The sequence below is a fragment of the Corynebacterium sp. NML98-0116 genome (genome assembly GCF_001767255.1).
Lineage (GTDB): Bacteria > Actinomycetota > Actinomycetes > Mycobacteriales > Mycobacteriaceae > Corynebacterium > Corynebacterium pseudogenitalium.
In genome coordinates, this window is sequence record NZ_CP017639.1 from 239553 (window position 1) to 257790 (window position 18238).

17 protein-coding genes are annotated in these 18238 nt (G+C 61.5%); 8 read left to right on the forward strand and 9 right to left on the reverse strand.

Annotated elements, in window-relative coordinates; genetic code table 11:
• Position 1: 1 nt before the first annotated feature.
• A complete protein-coding gene (trmB, locus tag BJP05_RS01005; RefSeq protein ID WP_070361785.1) occupies positions 2 to 763 on the reverse strand; it encodes a tRNA (guanosine(46)-N7)-methyltransferase TrmB in 762 nt (253 codons plus the stop codon).
• Positions 764 to 1092: 329 nt separating this feature from the next.
• On the opposite strand from trmB, the gene BJP05_RS01010 reads away from it, so the two are divergent.
• The gene (locus BJP05_RS01010) at positions 1093 to 2916 is read left to right on the forward strand and encodes a phosphoenolpyruvate carboxykinase (GTP) (protein WP_083290995.1); all 1824 of its coding nucleotides are present in this window, start codon (positions 1093 to 1095) and stop codon (positions 2914 to 2916) included.
• A 60-nt stretch (positions 2917 to 2976) separates the two neighbouring features.
• On the opposite strand, the gene BJP05_RS01015 is transcribed toward BJP05_RS01010, so the two are convergent.
• Together BJP05_RS01015 and BJP05_RS01020 are read right to left on the reverse strand one after the other, a co-directional pair.
• Positions 2977 to 3360 carry a hypothetical protein gene (locus BJP05_RS01015; protein ID WP_070361787.1) on the reverse strand — a complete coding sequence of 128 codons (384 nt, stop codon included), beginning with the start codon at positions 3358 to 3360 and terminating at the stop codon, positions 2977 to 2979.
• An 11-nt stretch (positions 3361 to 3371) separates the two neighbouring features.
• Entirely contained in the window at positions 3372 to 4112 is a 741-nt protein-coding gene (locus tag BJP05_RS01020; protein ID WP_070361788.1) for a class I SAM-dependent methyltransferase, read from the reverse strand.
• A 4-nt stretch (positions 4113 to 4116) separates the two neighbouring features.
• On the opposite strand from BJP05_RS01020, the gene BJP05_RS01025 reads away from it, so the two are divergent.
• Positions 4117 to 5184, forward strand: coding sequence for a glycosyltransferase family 4 protein (locus BJP05_RS01025; RefSeq protein WP_070363418.1), 1068 nt, complete (start codon positions 4117 to 4119; stop codon positions 5182 to 5184).
• On the opposite strand, the gene BJP05_RS01030 is transcribed toward BJP05_RS01025, so the two are convergent.
• The 5 genes from BJP05_RS01030 to BJP05_RS01055 all read right to left on the reverse strand — a co-directional run bounded on the left by BJP05_RS01030 (position 5181) and on the right by BJP05_RS01055 (position 11586).
• Entirely contained in the window at positions 5181 to 5636 is a 456-nt protein-coding gene (locus BJP05_RS01030) for a DIP1984 family protein (protein WP_070363417.1), read from the reverse strand. The two genes, BJP05_RS01025 and BJP05_RS01030, sit on opposite strands and share 4 nt — an antisense overlap.
• Positions 5637 to 6648: 1012 nt before the next feature.
• A complete protein-coding gene (locus BJP05_RS01040; protein ID WP_070361651.1) occupies positions 6649 to 8112 on the reverse strand; it encodes an integrase core domain-containing protein in 1464 nt (487 codons plus the stop codon).
• Positions 8113 to 9085: 973 nt separating this feature from the next.
• On the reverse strand, positions 9086 to 9313 hold the full coding sequence (locus BJP05_RS01045; RefSeq protein ID WP_070361790.1) for a three-helix bundle dimerization domain-containing protein: 228 nt from the start codon (positions 9311 to 9313) through the stop codon (positions 9086 to 9088).
• Between the two features lie 94 nt (positions 9314 to 9407).
• A complete protein-coding gene (locus BJP05_RS01050; RefSeq protein ID WP_145945221.1) occupies positions 9408 to 10472 on the reverse strand; it encodes a hypothetical protein in 1065 nt (354 codons plus the stop codon).
• Positions 10473 to 10791: 319 nt separating this feature from the next.
• On the reverse strand, positions 10792 to 11586 hold the full coding sequence (locus BJP05_RS01055; protein WP_240492776.1) for a porin PorA family protein: 795 nt from the start codon (positions 11584 to 11586) through the stop codon (positions 10792 to 10794).
• Here BJP05_RS01055 and BJP05_RS01060 point away from each other — a divergent pair, their 5' ends adjacent.
• From BJP05_RS01060 to BJP05_RS11080, 6 genes are all read left to right on the forward strand, one after another.
• Positions 11587 to 12558: an acyltransferase gene (locus BJP05_RS01060; protein WP_240492777.1), complete on the forward strand. Its 972-nt coding sequence runs from the start codon at positions 11587 to 11589 to the stop codon at positions 12556 to 12558.
• Between the two features lie 65 nt (positions 12559 to 12623).
• On the forward strand, positions 12624 to 13808 hold the full coding sequence (locus BJP05_RS01065; RefSeq protein WP_070361793.1) for an ABC transporter substrate-binding protein: 1185 nt from the start codon (positions 12624 to 12626) through the stop codon (positions 13806 to 13808).
• 7 nt (positions 13809 to 13815) lie between these two features.
• On the forward strand, positions 13816 to 14865 hold the full coding sequence (locus BJP05_RS01070; protein ID WP_070361794.1) for an iron ABC transporter permease: 1050 nt from the start codon (positions 13816 to 13818) through the stop codon (positions 14863 to 14865).
• A 2-nt stretch (positions 14866 to 14867) separates the two neighbouring features.
• A complete protein-coding gene (locus BJP05_RS01075; RefSeq protein WP_070361795.1) occupies positions 14868 to 15593 on the forward strand; it encodes an ABC transporter ATP-binding protein in 726 nt (241 codons plus the stop codon).
• A 222-nt stretch (positions 15594 to 15815) separates the two neighbouring features.
• Entirely contained in the window at positions 15816 to 16901 is a 1086-nt protein-coding gene (locus BJP05_RS11075) for a serine protease (protein ID WP_143000809.1), read from the forward strand.
• Positions 16902 to 16910: 9 nt separating this feature from the next.
• Positions 16911 to 17381 carry a hypothetical protein gene (locus BJP05_RS11080; protein ID WP_083433200.1) on the forward strand — a complete coding sequence of 157 codons (471 nt, stop codon included), beginning with the start codon at positions 16911 to 16913 and terminating at the stop codon, positions 17379 to 17381.
• A 242-nt stretch (positions 17382 to 17623) separates the two neighbouring features.
• Here BJP05_RS11080 and BJP05_RS01080 read toward each other — a convergent pair whose 3' ends face one another.
• Positions 17624 to 17896 carry a hypothetical protein gene (locus BJP05_RS01080; RefSeq protein ID WP_070361796.1) on the reverse strand — a complete coding sequence of 91 codons (273 nt, stop codon included), beginning with the start codon at positions 17894 to 17896 and terminating at the stop codon, positions 17624 to 17626.
• Between the last annotated feature and the right edge of the window lie 342 nt (positions 17897 to 18238).

Below are 18238 nucleotides of genomic sequence, written 5' to 3' on the forward strand. Positions count from 1 at the left end.
TTTACTTCTTCTCCCAGAGGTATTCGCGGATTGTGTGGTCTTTTTCTAACCCTTTCCCCTCGAATTTAGTGATGACCTGTCGGTCTGTCAGCAACGGCGCCTCTGGCCACGGCCAACCCTTGTATTCCAGCATGGGTTCCACGTTGACGAGTTCGTCGATCCACTCGGCGTAGTCGGCGTGGTCGGTGGCCACGTGCAGCACGCCGCCTTTCTTCAGGCGCGTCGCGATCAGGTTCAGCGTGCCCGACTGAATAATGCGGCGCTTGTGGTGGCGGGCCTTTGGCCACGGGTCCGGGAAGAAGATGCGCACGCCGTCGAGGCTTTCCTCGCCGAACATGCGGGCCAGCACCTCGACGCCGTCGCCGCGCACCATGCGGATGTTCTCGATCTCGCCACGCACCACGGAGCCGAGCAGCTTCGCCAGGCCCGGCTTGTACAGCTCGACCGCAATCACGTTGGTGTCCGCCTCCAGCGGGGCCATCGCCGCGGTGGAGGTGCCGGTGCCGGAGCCGATTTCGAGGATCGTCGGGTGGCCCGTGCGGCCGAACCATTCGTCGATGTCGATGGGGGTGTCGCTGAGCATCTGCCCCAGGCGCGGCCAGTGCTCGTCGAAGAGCGCCTCCTGGTTGTCCGTCAGCGTGCCACGACGGAACGTCACCGAGCCGAGGCGCGGGTAGTCCAGGCCAGTATCAAATTCGGTTTGTGGGGGCCGCCCGTGGGGCAGTTCGCCCATGCCAGGGCGTGGATTCTCAGACATGTTCATCGTGTTCATTGTCCACACAGTGTGGTGAAATGCAATTCCCCCAATTGCCCCCGGAATGGGGTGAATATGGGTCCGGTCACGTTTATTTACGGGTTTGCACGGTGAAAGAATGTTGTTTTCGCTGCGTACGGCCAATATTTATCGACGCTCCACCGTTCGGGCACACCCCTTTTCGGGGCACATTTACATGCTCACTCTTGGTTACATCTATGAAGTATGTCACTGGTTATGACCGGGGTGGGCGTCGAAAAGCTGGAGACGGACCAGCGTAACCGCGATTTCGATAGGCTTGGGACCTAGAGGTTTGTCTATTTTGACCAGGAGAGATTATGACCACTGCCGTGAAGCGCATCGAAGGCAACGTACCAACCGACAATGAGCAGCTCATTGCTTGGATCAACGACGCTGTCGACCTCTTTGACCCGGACAAGGTGGTTTTCGCGGACGGATCCCAGGAAGAGTGGGACCGCCTCGCAGCCGAGCTGGTGGAGAAGGGCACGCTGATCAAGCTCAACGAGGAGAAGCGCCCGAACTCCTTCCTTGCACGTTCGAACCCTTCCGACGTCGCACGTGTTGAGTCTCGCACCTTCATCGCCACCGAAGACGAGGACGGCGCAGGCCCAACCAACAACTGGCGTGACCCAGCCGAGCTGAAGGCTGAGATGCGCGAGCACTTCAGCGGCTCCATGAAGGGTCGCACCATGTACGTCGTGCCGTTCTGCATGGGCCCAATCAGCGACCCAGACCCGAAGCTGGGCGTCCAGCTCACTGACTCCGCATACGTGGTCATGTCCATGCGTGTGATGACCCGCATGGGCCAGGAGGCACTGGACAAGATTGAGGGCGACAAGTTCGTGCCGTGCCTGCACTCCGTCGGCGCGCCGCTCGAGCCAGGCCAGGAAGACGTCGCGTGGCCGTGCAACGAGACGAAGTACATCTCCCAGTTCCCAGAGACCAAGGAAATCTGGTCCTACGGCTCCGGCTACGGCGGCAACGCAATCCTGGCGAAGAAGTGCTTCGCCCTGCGTATCGCCTCCGTCATGGCGAAGGAAGAAGGCTGGATGGCTGAGCACATGCTCATCCTGAAGCTCACCTCCCCAGAGGGCAAGGTGTACCACATCACCGGCGCATTCCCGTCCGCGTGTGGCAAGACCAACCTGGCAATGCTCACCCCGTCCCTCGAGGGCTGGACCTCCGAGGTCGTCGGCGACGACATCGCCTGGATGCACCTGCGTGAGGACGGCCTCTACGCCGTCAACCCAGAAAACGGCTTCTTCGGTGTTGCACCTGGCACGAACTACAAGTCCAACCCAATCGCCATGAAGACGATGGAGCCGGGCAACACCCTGTTCACGAACGTCGGCCTCACCGACGACGGCGACGTCTGGTGGGAAGGCATGGACGGCGACGCCCCAGCACACCTCGTGGACTGGCACGGCAACGACTGGACCCCAGAGTCCGGCGAGAAGGCCGCCCACCCGAACTCCCGCTACTGCACCCCGATCGCACAGTGCCCAACCGCAGCACCGGAGTACGACGACTGGAAGGGCGTCAAGGTCGACGCCATCCTCTTCGGCGGACGCCGCCCGGACACCGTGCCGCTGGTCACCCAGGCGCACGACTGGGAGCACGGCACCATGATCGGTGCGATGCTCTCCTCCGGCCAAACCGCAGCCTCCGCAGAGGCGAAGGTTGGCTCTCTGCGCCACGACCCGATGGCCATGCTGCCGTTCATCGGCTACAACGTCGGTGACTACTTCCAGCACTGGATCGACATGGGCCGCGAAGGCGGGGACCGCATGCCGGCGATCTTCCTGGTGAACTGGTTCCGCCGCGGCGAGGACGGCCGCTACCTGTGGCCAGGCTTCGGCGAGAACTCCCGCGTCCTGAAGTGGATCGTGGACCGCATCGAAGGCCGCGTCGGCGCAGACGAGACCGTGGTCGGCTACACCGCCCGCGCAGAAGACCTGGACCTGGAGGGCCTCGACGAGCCAATCGAGGACGTCAAGGAAGCCCTCTACCCGGATCCGAAGCTGTGGGAAGGCGACGTCGCGGATGCCCGCGAATACTTCGCTGGTCTCGGCGACCGCGTTCCGAAGGAAATCTTCGAGCAGCTGGACAAGCTCGAGGAGCGCGTTAACGCCGCGAAGTAAATCAGAGTAAGCCTCTAAGGTAAAAGGCCCGCCGTGTGGCGGGCCTTTGCTTATGCGAACTTAGCGGACAGTGATTGTGACAACCTGTGGCTTCTCAAAGTTACTGACCTGCGCGTGGCCTTCCAGCCGTGTCTTTCCGGAGGACAGGGCCCCAATACTCGGGCAGGATGCGTCGATGCGTTCCTCCCCCGGCTCGAGCTTCCAGTAGTAGACGGAGTTCTTGTCGGTGTAGTGCACCTTTTCCTGGCGCAGACCACCGAGTGCGCATACGCCCGCTGACTTGCCGTCTTCGGTAACCACCTGGATGACTGACTGCTCGCCACGAGGCTGCACGACGGGCGCTTTCGAGTTGGTTTCGCCCATCACGACGGCCACCACGATGGAGACCACCGCCAACACGGCTGCGAAAATGGACGGGGCTTGGAATTGGATCGGGAGTTTCATAGTTGCTGATCCTACCCGCGCAGCACGACGACGAGGTTAGAAACCGCAAACTCGCGAAGCAGGGGCACCCGCGTGAGCCACCAAGCCCAGCGCGGGTGGTAGCGCGGGAATGCAGCGAGGAGCCTGCCGGTCGATTCCGCCCACGCCAGGCCTTCCTTGGCGGAGACGGCGAAGAGGGACTCGCCCCACTTGTTCTTCGGCTCGTGGCCGTGGGCGGCCACGTAGCAACGCCTGGCGAACTCGCCACCCACGTAGTGCTGCCACAGGCCGGTCTCGTGGCCGCCGAATGGGCCCAACCACACCGTATAACTCAACACCACCAGGCCGTCGGGCTTGGCCACCCGCAACATCTCCTCCGCCATCGTCTGCCAATCCGGGATGTGCTCGGCAACGTTGGAGGAGTACACCACGTCGAAGGAGTCCGTGGCGAAGGGGAGGGCGGTGCCGTCGCCGCGAACGGAGCCGTAGCCACTGATGCCGGCGGCGGACAGCTCGGAGACGCTCGGCTCCACGCCCACATAGAACGTGTCCGCGAAGGCCTCGGCGAAATAGCCCGGCCCGCCACCCACGTCTAACACTGACTTGCCCCGCAGAGGGGTGGAGGTGAGGTCGGCGGAGAGGGCGTCGAGAAGCTGGTAGGTGTCGCGGGCCAACCCCTCGTAAAAGATGCGAGGGCGGAACTGCTCATAGCGAAACGAGCCCAACAAGCGCAACGAACGTGCCAACGTGGCCAGGCGGCGGGTACGGTACATGACAATGAAGATACTGCTGATGTGTTGGCGCGACTCCACCCACCCGCAAGGTGGCGGCTCCGAGGCGTACCTGGAACGCGTCGGCGAAGCACTCGCGGCCGCCGGCCACCAGGTGATCTACCGTACCGCGAAACACACCGACGCCCCGCGCATTACCCGTCGAAACGGCATCCGCTTCGAGCGCGCCGGCGGCAAATACAGCGTCTACTTGCTCGCGCCGTTCGCCGCGTGGCGGCACCGGCCCGACGTCATCGTGGACACCCAAAACGGCATCCCCTTCTTCGCACGCCTCTACTCGCGGGCCACGACCGTGCTGCTCACCCACCACTGCCACAAGGAACAGTGGCCGGTGGCTGGGCCGATCATCGGGCGGTTCGGGTGGTGGCTGGAATCCAAGGTGGCGCCGCGGGTGTATCGCTGGGCGCCGTATGTGACGGTCTCGCAGGCCTCGAAACGCGACCTGGAGGCGCTCGGGGTGGACCCGGCGGCGATCCGCATCATCGAAAACGGAGTGGACCCAGTGCCCGCCGAACTGCCCACCCTCGCCGACGACGGCCGCACCCACGTGGTCACCCTCTCCCGGCTCGTGCCACACAAGCAGATCGAGCACGCCATCGACGCCGTCGCTGCCCTCGACAACGTGGTGCTCGACGTGATCGGCTCCGGCTGGTGGGAAGACCAACTCCGCGACTACGCCGGCGACCTTGCAGGCGAGCGCGTCATCTTCCACGGCCACGTCGCCGACGACCACAAACACGCCCTGCTCGCTCGCGCGCAACTCCACCTCATGCCCAGCGCCAAAGAAGGCTGGGGCATCGCCGTCATCGAAGCCGCCCAACACGCCGTCCCCACCATCGGCTACATGACGGCAGGCGGCCTTGCCGACTCAGTGCAGCACGGGGAAACCGGCCTGCTCGTGGAAACGCGCGCCGAGTTCGTCACCGAAGTCGCCCACCTTCTTGACGACGCCCCCCTCCGCCACACCCTCGGCACCCAGGCGCAACAGCGCGCCGGGACCTACTCGTGGGCGGAAACTGGGCGCAAGTTCACCCAGTTCATTGACTCTCTTTAGAGCAGCTCCGTCGACCAGTTCAACTGCTGAATCTTCGTATCCAGCTCCCGGTACTCCTTCGCCGCCTTATCCGCCATCGCGTGCAACTGCCCCACATCCACCGTGGACACATACCGCACCTCGGAGGCCGAATACCGATCCGCGCGTGCCGACGCCGCATCCGCCACCGCACTATAAAACTTCCGAGCGCGCAAAAACGCATCCCGACGCGCAATCGCATCCGTCAACGTCGCGTCCCCCTCAAACGGCGTCGACGCATTCGTGTGGTTAATCCGGCGCACCAGCGTCTCAATGCTCTGCAGCACCGACGCCGACTCCTTCAACAACACCTCCGAATCCTCCACCGGGGTATCCCCCTCCTGGATCCGCGCATTCCGCGTCAAACGACGCTCCAACTCATTCAGCCGATCCTGTGCCTGCGCCCGCTTCGCCAGCGCCTCTGCCAACAACATCGCATCCTCCTTCAAAAAATAGGCGGCCACCCCCAGCACCGTGGTAGTTCCCAATTCTCATGTGCACTGTACCCGTGTACCTTGTGCAGGCTTAGGGATCAATCACAGGGACCCGGAAAGCCACCGGGTTACAGGTTTGGGTGGTTTCCAATTGCGCCCGAGGAAACCGGTCGGGCTGGTGCTCGCTGAGTAGCCTGCGCACCACGATAGCAGGTTGGTGGGTGTTGGGGTTGGTGGCGGTTTCGGCTTTGGCTTCGGTTCGGTTTCGGTTCGGTTTCGCTCTGGTTTCGCTCCGGTCGAGGTGTTAATGGAGTGCGATGCTGGTCGCCACAAATCGGCCGGGCGGGGTGAGAAAGCGCGACCTGCATCGCACGCTTCTAAGCGCACGCTTTGAGTGGTTTCGGGAGTCCGGAGTGGGCAGGGTGCGCACCAGATTCCGGTATGGTGTTTGTTTGGCCCCTTCCATTGGAGTGAGTCCTGAACATTATTTAAGAGGTTGTTCGTAATGGCTAAGGTTACGCGGGAAAATAAGGTAAAAGCTTGCTTCACCTTGATCTTTACGGGTTTGGCCTTATACTACTGCTTCTATACCTTTCTTAGTCGAGACGGTGCCTTGCCTACTAGTGTTGGCCTCGTCGGATTCGCGGTGACAGGTGTTGCAGTATGGCGATCGGTTCACCTTTTTCCCCAACGCCCAGTTCGAGAGTTCTTGCAGGAAACCTTTCTGTACTTCTTTCCTGTCTTCGTGGTACCTATCGTCGGTGCGCTGCACGTGGAGTTTCCCTATTCCGGGCTGATGGCTCTTATTTGGCCTGTAGGTCTAGCTGTCTGCTTTGTTTATAATGACAGCTATCTCTCATGGGCTTCTAGGGGGTGACTTCTCCGAGAAGATTATCCGCTGTAGCGCAGGAGCATCTTCGCTAAGCATGCTATGTCCATAGGGTTTTTGGACACGGAGTCCGGTGTCTTTTTGGACACGGAATCCATGGTGTTCTTGGGCACTTCTAGCGGCTTACGGTTGCAGCCTGCGTTTCGGCCGGGGCTTGGATAATTTCGGGTTCATCCGCGGTGGTTGGCGATGTTTCATTCCTTCGACGAGGTTAATGTTGATCTGACCACCTGGCGGCCTGTGGCTCAACGTGATCGGAAGGGGCACGCTGAAGAGGAATTCACCATCATGGGCCGTGTAGAACTCCGCAACATTATCGACTGCGACTGTCGAGTAGAGCCGACGGTTTTTAAACCTCAGACCAATGTAGAGCCCGAAACCGCATACGCGTACAACGCCGTCTTTGCTCACGCAGAGCTGGTCTGGGATGCCCCAATGGTTTGTTGATTGTGGCGTCGGCGCCGTTAGTGTGGAGGTGTCGGTGGGAGGTATGCCTTGCTGAGCTGCCATGTCATCGGTGTTGGCCTCGTGTGAAGTTGCCGCTTCCACGGGGCCGTTTGGCATTTTGGATATAGCTTGAGGATTGTGTGCTTGGTTATAGGCAACTACGCGGGCCCAGATTTGATCAGGATCGAGTGGATGCGTAGGCGACGGTGCCTTGGGGAAGGTATCGAAAGCCTGGCGTGGTGTGATATGCATCTTGCCGACCAGCAGTGATTGGTGCCGTCGTTGTTCGTTGTATACCTGGCGATATTCGGCCAGATAGGTGTTGACCTCAGCAAGGCTTGCTGGGTGGCGTGCATCGAGGAACTGGGTCAACGTACGGTGAGATCGCTCGTCTTTTCCCTGGGTTGTCGGTGCGAAACCAGCAATAGCAAGTACGCCTTGGCTGGCGAGCCAAGTTTCAGTAGCAGAGAGAAAACCCCGGTGGTAGGTGGCGAACGCATCGCCATTGTCAGAAAGGATTTCTTGGGGTTTGCCGTAGGCGGCGAACGCTGCGGCCAGCGTAGCGCGCGCATCAGTACCGTTTTCCGGTAGAGCGAATGCTGTGGTTCCGACATCAAATCTGCTGGCATCATCGATGATCTGGTAAATCGTGACATGCGTGTGGGCATGGTCGAAGAGGCGATAGACCAGTCCATCGATTTGCCAGAGTTCACCGACGAAATCACGGGCGAAGCGCTTATAGGAACTCCGCGGCCGTTTGCGGGCATTGGCATCAACAAATCCCAGCTCATACAGCCACGAGGCGATTGTGGACCGCGATGGGGTGCGATCTGCACCGACAGAGTCGAACAAGAAGTAGTAGATCGACCAAGGGCCATAATCCAAGCCTTGTTCCATCAACTGTTGCCTGGCGTGAATGACTGCGATTTTGTCGGCCTCGTCAAATTTCTTCATCGGATTCTTCGGGGCAGTCGAATCCGGCACGATACCTGCTCGGCCTTTCTGCGCTATCCGGTTTTTGATGTTGTGGTACGTCTGTCGCGAGATCCCCAATTCTTTGCAAAACTGTGTGACCGTCTTGCCGTCACGAACGGGATCGAAATCTGCGACCTTTCTACGTTTATGCAATGGAATAGCCATCCGGCTATTCCACCGCCGTAACCGTCCAAAAAGCCACTAGACATCCCGTCCAAAAACATCCTGGACTCCGTGTCCAAAAAGTCCCTAGACATCACACATCTTCGCTAAGCATGTTCGCTAAGCACGGGGCTGGGCGCGGGCTACTTGTGTGCGACACTAATGGATACAACCGGTGCACCACGACACCCCAAGACCAGCGGTAATACGACTGTTCGAAAGGTAGTTAATCACCAGTGTCACTCCAGCTATCTTCAATTTTTTACCGAGAGCAACGCTAAAAGATAAGTGTTGCGGACTCCTAGCTCCGTCAAGGGATCACAACCAGCTGACCGTCTTCCACCAATCAGATTCCGACACCACCTAACCAGCTCAGCCTCAGAGTGGACCTACACCTTTGACTGCGAAGAGCTTGAAGACTATTCAATGGGTTACTTTGGCCGATGTCGTTTATAGTGCTGCACGTGCAGCACCATCGAAGTTGTAGTCGATTCCTTCATGCTGAGGTAAGAACACGAACGCCTACAGCGTTCGTGTTCTTTTGATTTTTGCACTTGATGCCGCTTTTCCTCATCCACGCCACGCGCGGGCTTACCGCGTACCGACAGAGGGGGTCACGCTCACATCACCGTGTAGGGACATCAGCGTGAACCGGAATTAACGGTAGCAGTAGTGGGTGGGTGAGCGGAGGACTCTGAAATCATTTGATGGGGAACTTTCTTCGTGGTCACACGTCGCGACCTGGGGAAACAATGTGGTTGGTCGACCGGAACTGGCGCGAAACGCTAAATGGTTCCCGAACGCGGGAACTTTTTCAGCGGGCGAGCGACGTGAACTGGGGAAACACGTCCCGAACGCAGGCGGGCGGCCCCGAGACGCGAAAAAGTTCCCGGACGCAGGGCGCGGGAACTTTTTGCAGATGGAAGGGAGGGGGATGGGGTAGGACAGAGCGCGTTGAGTATCAGTGAGCCGGAGTTTAGGCGGCCGCGAGGAGGCTGTCTGTGCGCAGGCGGTTGAGCATCTCGGCTTCGACGAGGACGGGGATGAAGTCTTCGACGGTTGCGGTGCTGCAGTGCTCGGCGAGGACGGTGTCGAAAGTGTTGTTGATTTCGGCTTCGCTGAATTGTGGGGTCCAGGCCTCGAGGAGGTCGTGGCGGATGTTGCGAAGTACGCGCTTCTGGATGGTGTTGAACTGAATCTGCATGGTTACGCTCCTTGTTAAACTCTTGTTTACCTGGAGTTCACTTTAACCTACGCGCAAGAATACTGCAAATGCTCCAATAATGGGAGTTCCCCAACTATTTAAAGCGCCTGGTCAGCAGCGCAATCAGGGGCGATGTGCACCACAGTCCGAACAGTCCGAGGCCAAGCGGCGGCAGGCCGACGGGCGCGGCACCCGTGTCCACCGAGCGGCCATCCGGGTACACCACCACGCCGACGCCCAACGAGGCGGCACGGCCCAAGTCGGCGTTGAGGGCGGACCAGCGCGGGGACGGTGGGTCGACCTGCACGTCGCCGACGCGTAGCGCGCCGGACTCGACAACGTTCATGATCTTGGGGGCGGGATCGACGATCACCGTGCCATCGGTACGCAGGGCGAGGGTGGGGCGGTCGACGAAGAAGACGTCGCGGCCCTGGTCGTCGACGTGCGGGATCGGGAGGGAAGACGCCGGGACTGGCGTGAGGGCGGAGAGGGCGAAGGGGGCGTCGAGAAGCTGGAGGAGGGCGAAACTGCCCGCGAGCTGGGCGCGAAGCTCCGGGAGGTTGCCGGCGGCGGTGACGTAGGCGGGGATGGCGAGGATGAGGAGTTTGTGGGCGTCGCGAAGGAGGCCGCCGCCGGGAACGTGCTGGATGACGGGGGTGAGCCAGCCTGCCCACGACGCGAGCGCCAGTGCAAACCCGAGGCCCGCCAGCACGAGGAGGCGGCGCGGGACGTGGCGCCACGCCAGGCACAGCACGGCAAAAAGCAGCACGCCGAAGACGGCGAAGCCCGAGGTGCGGGAGGCGGGCACGGCGTGGGCGTTCCAGATCCCGCCCAGGCCGAGCAGTGCACCGAGGGTGCCGACGCTCCCCTCCGCACGCGGGGCGAACATGGCGGCGGCCTGCGCCGAGGATGTGCCCTGTCCGCCGCTAAAAGCGGCAACTGCACCGGCGACAATCCAGGGCGCGCAGGTCAGGGCGCTGAACAGCCAGCGCCTGGAGTGGAGGGCAGCCGCGATGGCGCCGGTGGGGGTCAGCGAACAAACCCACTGGGCAGCGATGCTGCCGCGCGCGCCAAGTGCCACCAGCGGCAGCAGCCAGGCGGCCACCGCCACCGACCACTGCCCCTGCAACAGGCGCTCGACGACGAACGGGTTCCACACCGCGACCGTGATCGCCGCGAACCGGCCCCAGCCGCCGCGGCCGATCTGCCACCCCGCCCACGCGGCAGCGGCGGCGGCGCCGACCACGAGCGCGCGCACCGCCAGCACCGGGAAGGGGAGGACAGCGAGCAGCGCGTCCTGGGGGACGTTGCGGGCTGGCAGGTCCCCGAAGCCGAGGGCTGCGCGAGTTAGCGCCATGTCCGGCAGGACGAGCATGTCCCGGTACGCGAGCGCCTCGCCCGGCGCGAGGAACGGCCAGGTCACGCCGAGGACCAGGGCCGCCGCGTAGGCGAACAGCAGCCAGGAGAGCAGACGCCCCTTAATCACGGCGGCGCCGCACCAGTAGGACGAAGGCGTAGAAGAGCGCGAGCGCGCTCACCAGGCGGGTTACGAACGCCATGACCTGGAGGGATTTGAGGATGTGGACGTCGTGAAGTGCGGCGGAAGCCGCTGTGGCCTTGTTCTCTTCGCTGAGTGCGTAGAGGCCATTGAGGGGGCCGCGCGTGATGGTCCACGACTCGTCGAGGAGGCGGCCGGTGCGGCGCTCGACGTCGATGGTTCGCTCGGCGTGGTACTCGGGCACGTCGATGGTGGCGGTGTACTTGTAAGTTTCCAGGCCGGCGACCCAGCCGGCGCCGAGGTAGTCCAGGGGGACGACGAGGTCCGCAAGCGGGTCGTAGAAGGGATAGGAGCGTCGCTCCGGGTTGTACGGCAGGACGTAGCCGAGGCCCTGGCGCCCGCTGGTGGGGTAGGCGGAGGCCGGGTTGACCTCGAAGGAGTCCTCGGCGATGACGGTGCCCTCGTTGCGGACGGTGGCGGACATGGTCAGCGCCTTCTTCTTCGGGTGCTCCTCCGAGGGACCCTCCGTGATGAGGAGGGTGCGGGTGAGGGCGGAGGGGCCGTCGAAAAGGAGGGTGCTTTCGGTGGGGGCGAGCACCCGCTGGTGGTTGATGATGAGCGGGGACAGGAAGTTCAGCGCCACGCACACCGCGATGATGGCGGCGCAGATGCCCAGGCGCCGTTTGCTTACAATGTCCACATCAGAAACATTAACGTACTCCCGGAACTGGCGGGCCTGCGCGGTATCGCGGCGCTCGGCATTGTGGTGACGCACGTGGCGTTCCAGACGGCCACCGATTCGCCGCTGCTGGCGCGCTTCGACTACTTCGTGGCCGTCTTCTTCGCGCTGTCGGCGTTTTTGCTGGCGCGCGGCGAGCCCCGCCCGGCGCGCGAGTACTACTGGCGTCGCGTCGCCCGCATTGTGCCTGCGTACGTGGTGTCCGTGGCGATCATCGTGGTGACGTTGCCGCCACGGGCGGGGGTGCGCGCCGGCCCGCTTCTGGCCAACCTGACGCTTACGCAGCTCTACGTCCCCGGCGGGCTTATCGACGGCCTCACCCAGCACTGGTCCCTCTGTGTCGAGGTGGCGTTCTACCTGGTCCTGCCCGCCTACCTAGCGTGCGGGCGCCGGGGCCGCGCCGTGGTGCTGGCGGTGGCGGTGGCGACCGCCCTGGTCTGGCCGCACCTGATCCCCGCCCCCGAGCAGACGCCGGGGGAGCTAAACCTGCAGATCTGGCCGATCTCCTTCGCGCCGTGGTTCGCGGTGGGCCTGCTGTGCGCGGAGGCGGAGCGCGCCGGGCACACGTGGCGGCTGCGGGTGCCGGAGCTGCGCTGGGTCTTCCCAGCGTTGTCGTTGCCGGTCGCGTGGGCGGGCGGGGTGCTGGGCCCTGCGGGGCTGGAGCACCCGAGCGCCGCCGAGTTCAACGTCCGGGTGCTGCTCGGCGCGCTGTTCGCAGTGCTGTGGATCGTGCCGTTCGCGCTCGCGCCGCGCCTGCACGGCACCGCCCTGTGCACCCGCCCGGCGCAACTGCTGGGCCGCTGGTCGTACTCGCTGTTCCTGTGGCACGTGGCGGTGCTCTACTTCGTGTTCCCAATCTTGGGGGTAGGGCTTTTCGACGCCCACTTCGTCCCCGCCCTCACCCTGACGGTGCTGTTGAGCCTGGTGGTGAGCTATCTGTCCTACTCGTGGGTGGAGGTGCCGGGGGCGAAGGGGGTGCACCAACTACGCGCCAGGCTTGTTAGGTAAGGCTTGCCTGATATATTGTTGTTCCGCACTATTGGAACAAATGTTACTACGGCAAGGAAACCACTGTGAACATCCTGCGTAAAGCAATGACCGGCGCCGTCGCACTGTGCGCGGCCGCCTCACTCGCCGCGTGCTCGGGCGACAGCGCCGACACCACCCCATCCGCCGAGCCGACCCAGGCGGACAAGGTGCTGACCGTCACCGACGTCACCGGCCGCGAAGTCACCTTCGACCACGCGCCGGAGCGCATCGTCCTCGGCGAGGGCCGCGGCGTCTTCGCCACCGCGCTGCTCGGCGGGGACCCCTTCGACCACGTCGTGGCCTACGGCAACGACCTGACCAAGGCCGCCCCGGCGTTCAAGGACAAGGTCTTCGAAATCAGCGAGGGCGCCATGAAGGCGCAGGAGATCGGCAACATCGGCAAGGGCGACGTCTCCCTGGAGACCCTCATGGCGCAGGAGCCGGACGTCGTCGTGATGACGCTCGACCAGAAGAAAGTCGCCGAGGAATCCGGCCTCCTGGAAAAGATGGACCAGACCGGCATGAAGTACGTCTTCACCGACTTCCGCCAGTCCCCACTCGAGCACACCGTCAGCTCCGTGCAGCTGCTCGGCGACCTGATGGGTAAATCGGAGCGCGCCAAGGAGTACGGCGAGTTCTACGAATCGAAGGTCGAAGAGATCAAGGGAAGGGTCGAAGAGGCCGTCGCAAAGGACGGAGAGAAAGACGGCCTGATCTGGTCCGCCGCGGGCTTCGTTGACTGCTGCAGTACCCCCGGCAAGGCGAACCTCGGCCAGCTGCTCACCGCCGCGGGCGGCAACAACCTGGGCGAACAGCTCATCACCGCCGACTCTAAGCAGTTCAGCGCTGAGAAGATGATCGAGCTGCAGCCCGAAAACCTCATCGTCACCGGCGGCGAGTGGGCACGCAAGCCCGACCAGCCGGACACCTTCAGCCACGTCGAGCTCGGCTACCAGTCCAGCCCGCAGCGCGCCGCCGAAACCCTGAACAACCCGCTGGGCACCCCGGGTCTCGACCTGCTGCAGGCGCCGAAGCAGGGCAAGTACTTTGCCGTCTACCACCAGTTCTACGACAACCCGTACAACGTGTTCGCACTTGAGGCGTTCGCGAAGTGGCTGCACCCGGAGGCCTTCGCTGACATGGACCCGGCAAAGGACTTCGAACAGTTCCACGCCGACTGGCTGCCATTCGACTACTCCGGCGCGTTCTTCGCCCAGGCACAGCAGTAGGGGAACCATGAACCAGCAAGATCAGGCGATCCGCGCCTACCACCAGCGAGGACGACGCAAACTCATCGCGATTAGCGCGCTGCTGCTCGTCGCGTTCGTCAGCTTCGTCGTTGCCACGGTGGTCGGCCCGATCAACCTCAGCGCCTCCCAGCTTCTCGACGCCCTCCTCCACCCCAACACCGCACCCGAGCAAGCCTCCGTGGTCCTGTGGGACCTGCGCCTGCCGGCCTCGGTGATGGCGCTGCTCATCGGCGCGTCCCTGGGACTTGCGGGCGGGATGATGCAAACCATCCTGGACAACCCGCTCGCGGAGCCGTTCACGCTGGGCATCTCGGCGGCGGCCGCGTTCGGCGCCGCGATGTCGATCGTGCTGGGCATCAACCTGATCGCGCACCCCCAGTTCAACCTGGCGCTCGCCGCCGCCCTGGCCGCGCTGGTGGCGGTGGCCGTCGTCGCCGCCGCAGCAGTGTGGCGCGGGGCCGCCGCCGAAACCATGATCCTGCTGGGCATCGCCCTGTCCTTCTTCTTCCAGGCGCTCCTGTCGCTCATGCAGTACGGCGCGACGCTTGAGGCGCTGCAACAGATCGTCTTCTGGACGCTCGGCTCCATGCAGCGCGCCACCTGGCTCGCCGACGGTATCATCGGCGCCCTCCTCGCCGCCGCAGTCCCGTTCGTGGTGTTCAACGCCTGGCGGCTCACCGCCCTCCGACTTGGCGACGCCCGCGCCGCCTCCCTCGGCATCAACGTCTCCCGCCTGCGCGTCACCACCCTGATCGTGGCATCCCTGCTGGCAGCAGCCTCCGTGGCCTTCGCAGGCGTCATCGGCTTCATCGGACTGGTGGGCCCCCACATCGCCCGCATGTTGGTCGGGGAGGACCAGAAGTTCTACCTGCCCGCCTCCGCCGCGGCCGGCGCCCTGCTGCTCACCGCAGCGCACGCCGTCTCCATCACCGTCAAACCCGGCCTGGTGATCCCGATCGGCATCATCACCGCCATCGTCGGCGTCCCATTCTTCGTCTTCCTCATCTTCTCCCGCTACCGCAAGGCAGGCCGTTAACCATGATCGTCGCCACAGACCTCAACGTTGCCTACGGACGCACCCCTATCCTCCACGACATGACCTTTCGCCTGGGCACCCCCGGCGCCGTCACCGGCCTCCTCGGCCCCAACGCCGCCGGTAAGTCCACCCTGGTCAAAACCATCGCCGGCCTCAAAGCCCCCACGTCCGGCACCGTCACCACCTCCTGTGGGCCCCACGACGTCGGCTACGTCCCCCAAGACCTGCTGACCAGCGCGTCGCTGACCGCGTTCGAATCCATCGTCGTCGCCGCAAAAGCCGGAGGCGCCGTCACCAACCCACTCGAAGCCACCGCCGCGATGATGGACCGCCTCGGCATCCTCCACATCTCCGACCGAATGGTCTGCCACATGTCCGGCGGCCAGCGCCAACTCGTCGGCGTCGCCCAGATGCTGGTACGCGAACCCCAACTCCTCCTTCTCGACGAGCCCACCTCCGCCCTCGACCTCCACCACCAAGTCAGCCTGCTCACCATCATCCGCAACATCGTCGCCGACACCGAACGCCAAGCCGTCGTCGCAATCCACGACCTCAACCTCGCCGCCCGCTACTGCGACGAACTCCTCGTCATGAAAGCCGGCCGCGTGGTCACGCACGGCGAACCCCTCGACGTACTCACCCCCGAACTCCTCGAAGAGGTCTACGGCATCGAAGCCCGGGTCCTGTACGACCCAGTCTCCGGCGCGCCCGTCATCTGCCCTGCGTAGGGGGTGGTAGGGGGTTGATCCGTTTTGGTATGGAACTGTTCTGGGTAGGCATTCAACAAGAGTCAGCGTAGGTGGGGTGCATATGTAACTTCGATGCCAGCCCCAGAGACAGATTGTGTTGCATATCACAGTATTGAAAAAGAGTAACATGCGTGATAATATCGACACCAATGTGTTTATCTCATACGAACGCAGCCTTCATCCCTACCTCAAGGAGCTGTCATGTATCTCAACTCCCATATCAGAAAGATCTTCAACCGGGCTACAGTCCTGGCATCATCGGCTTGTCTGGCCATGGCTGTGGCGCCAGTGGCAGTCCATGCTCAGGAATCATTCATCGGAGAAGAAGCTGAAACCACGGTCGGAGTAATTAACCCGAATGATCAGTCGACTAGATCAGTTTCCTCGGAGATGACACTGGATGAGTATTGGACACTGGATCGCATGTCGAGAGCCACTCCTGTTGATGCAACCCTCGACTTGCCATTTGCGGCGGACCGAGCAACGTCAAACAGCAAAGAGGTTGTCGTTTCCCCTGAAGTGCCAGAACGTGAACAAGAAGCATCAGAACCTATTGAACCGTTCTCCTCATCTCAAACGGCCAGTGAGGCGCACTCTCGAATCGGCAATTCCGGTGCTGCGAATGGAAAAGTATTTTTCTCAAAGAAAGTCAATGGCCAATATGAAGATCACGTCTGCTCCGCATCTGCCGTAAACTCAGACAACAAAAGTACCGTAATTACTGCCGGTCACTGCGTTCATAGCGGGAGCGGAGGTGAGTTTCATAAAAACTGGGTATTCGTTCCAGAATATACGATCGGTGTTGCACCCCATGGGAGATTCAAGGCCAATTTTATGACCACAACTACTGACTGGGCCAACTATGGAGCTACACCTCGTGGGTTTGCTTCTGACTTCGGGTTTGTCACTGTCAACTCAGAAAGAGGGAAACGTCTCGTCGATGCGGTTGGAGGCCATGGACTGCGCTCCGGAAATGCAGGTTCGTTCAAAGCTGACATAATTGGATATCCCCGCAAACGTTTCCTGGGTTCCGCTATGTTTCGGTGTACGGTACCGGTGAAAAACGAAAATTGGTCGTCCTTCAATTTCTACATGTCATATGGGTGCAACTTTGGCGGTGGTGCATCCGGTGGCGCATGGCTAGAAGACTTCAACGGAACTCTGGGGCATATCCGCTCCGTGAGTTCGTTTGGTCCTGAAAACGGTGCGTCGTATCTCGGTTCGCCGATCATAACCTCCAAGATTTGGGACATGTTTGATTCAACGGCGAGTCGGCCAGTGAAGTAAGGAGTGAGAATGTCTGGCATACTATCTAAATTCGGCATAAACGCAGGTTTGAATGCGCAAACTGTACATTTGGTCGGCGTTATTTTAACTGTGTTTGCGATAGTGGGAAGTACCATAGGAATAGTCTCAGCCACACCTGTCGGCGACGAACTCAGCAGTGCAATGGGGATCGTCCACAAAACTCGACAAAAACCTTTCGACCGAGAGGCGCGCAACGATCTCAAAAATGAGCGTCAAGTCAAATGGGCAGGCTATCAAGTAATTAGTCCGACAGAAATTCGAGTGTTCTTCCCCGCCGGAACCGAAACTTGCTACGGATACCGCGCGGAGACATCGGAGACCGCGACATCAGTAAAAGTTAGAGTGTACGAAGGGAATATTCCAGGATCGCCTGATAAGTGCATCCTGATCGGTTCCACGGCCTCCATGAAGGTGACGTTGCAGTCGCCACTTGGGGCTCGCTTGCTCCAGAACTGGTAGATCACCCGCCTGTTGTGTGAGAGTTTTCCGACGTTTCTTTGGCCCGTGCCCTAATGGGAACGGGCCAATTTACGGGGTGGAGCCCAATAAATCTCAGATTCACCCCTCGTACTCCGCTATCGTCATCTAGCCTGCCTAGTCCGCGGTGGGCCCATCGCACGCTTGTAATCCCACGCTTTCAGCATCGTTGGGGCGTGATGGACTGAAGACGCGGTAAAGCTATCGCCTGCAACCCGAAGAATTCAGGCTGATTCACCCTTCTGCCAAGCAACGATTGCTTCAGAAAAAGAGAGATCTGGATTCTTCTCCCGATAGCTCTTTAACTCTGCTGCCGAAGGGATTGGCAGATCAGAAGCAATAACATCATCGAGTGCTGAGCGCCGATTATGCGACCGCAACCCCCACACGCCAATCGCCGCGACTACCGTCGCAAGCAGAAACTGGCCGGAAAGAAGCCCCAGTACCGCCGCGAATAGAGCCAAATATGATCCAATGATCGTCAGTTTCTCAGACATAACGACACCTTTCGCAATATCTCGGGCGTGCTATCTACTCAAAGCACTGGTCTTTGATTCCTGCAATTTTTGTCAGCTCTGCTGTGAGCACCGACTGCGATCATTCTAGTGATTGCTGCCGCACATCGCAGAGCGCTTGTATATGGAGTGACTTTGTCGCCTTGGGAAGTAGAAGCAGCGGGATGTCCCCGACACTGCGCTGAGGAGATGGCGCGCTGTCACTCGAATTCGTTCCGGGCGAGGTGTTAAAAGTGTGCGAGGCGAGGGGCGGCCGGGTGCGCACCAAATTCCTGCATGAGGTTTGCGCGACCTGGGGGTTTGCAAACGCACTCGCGGGAAACC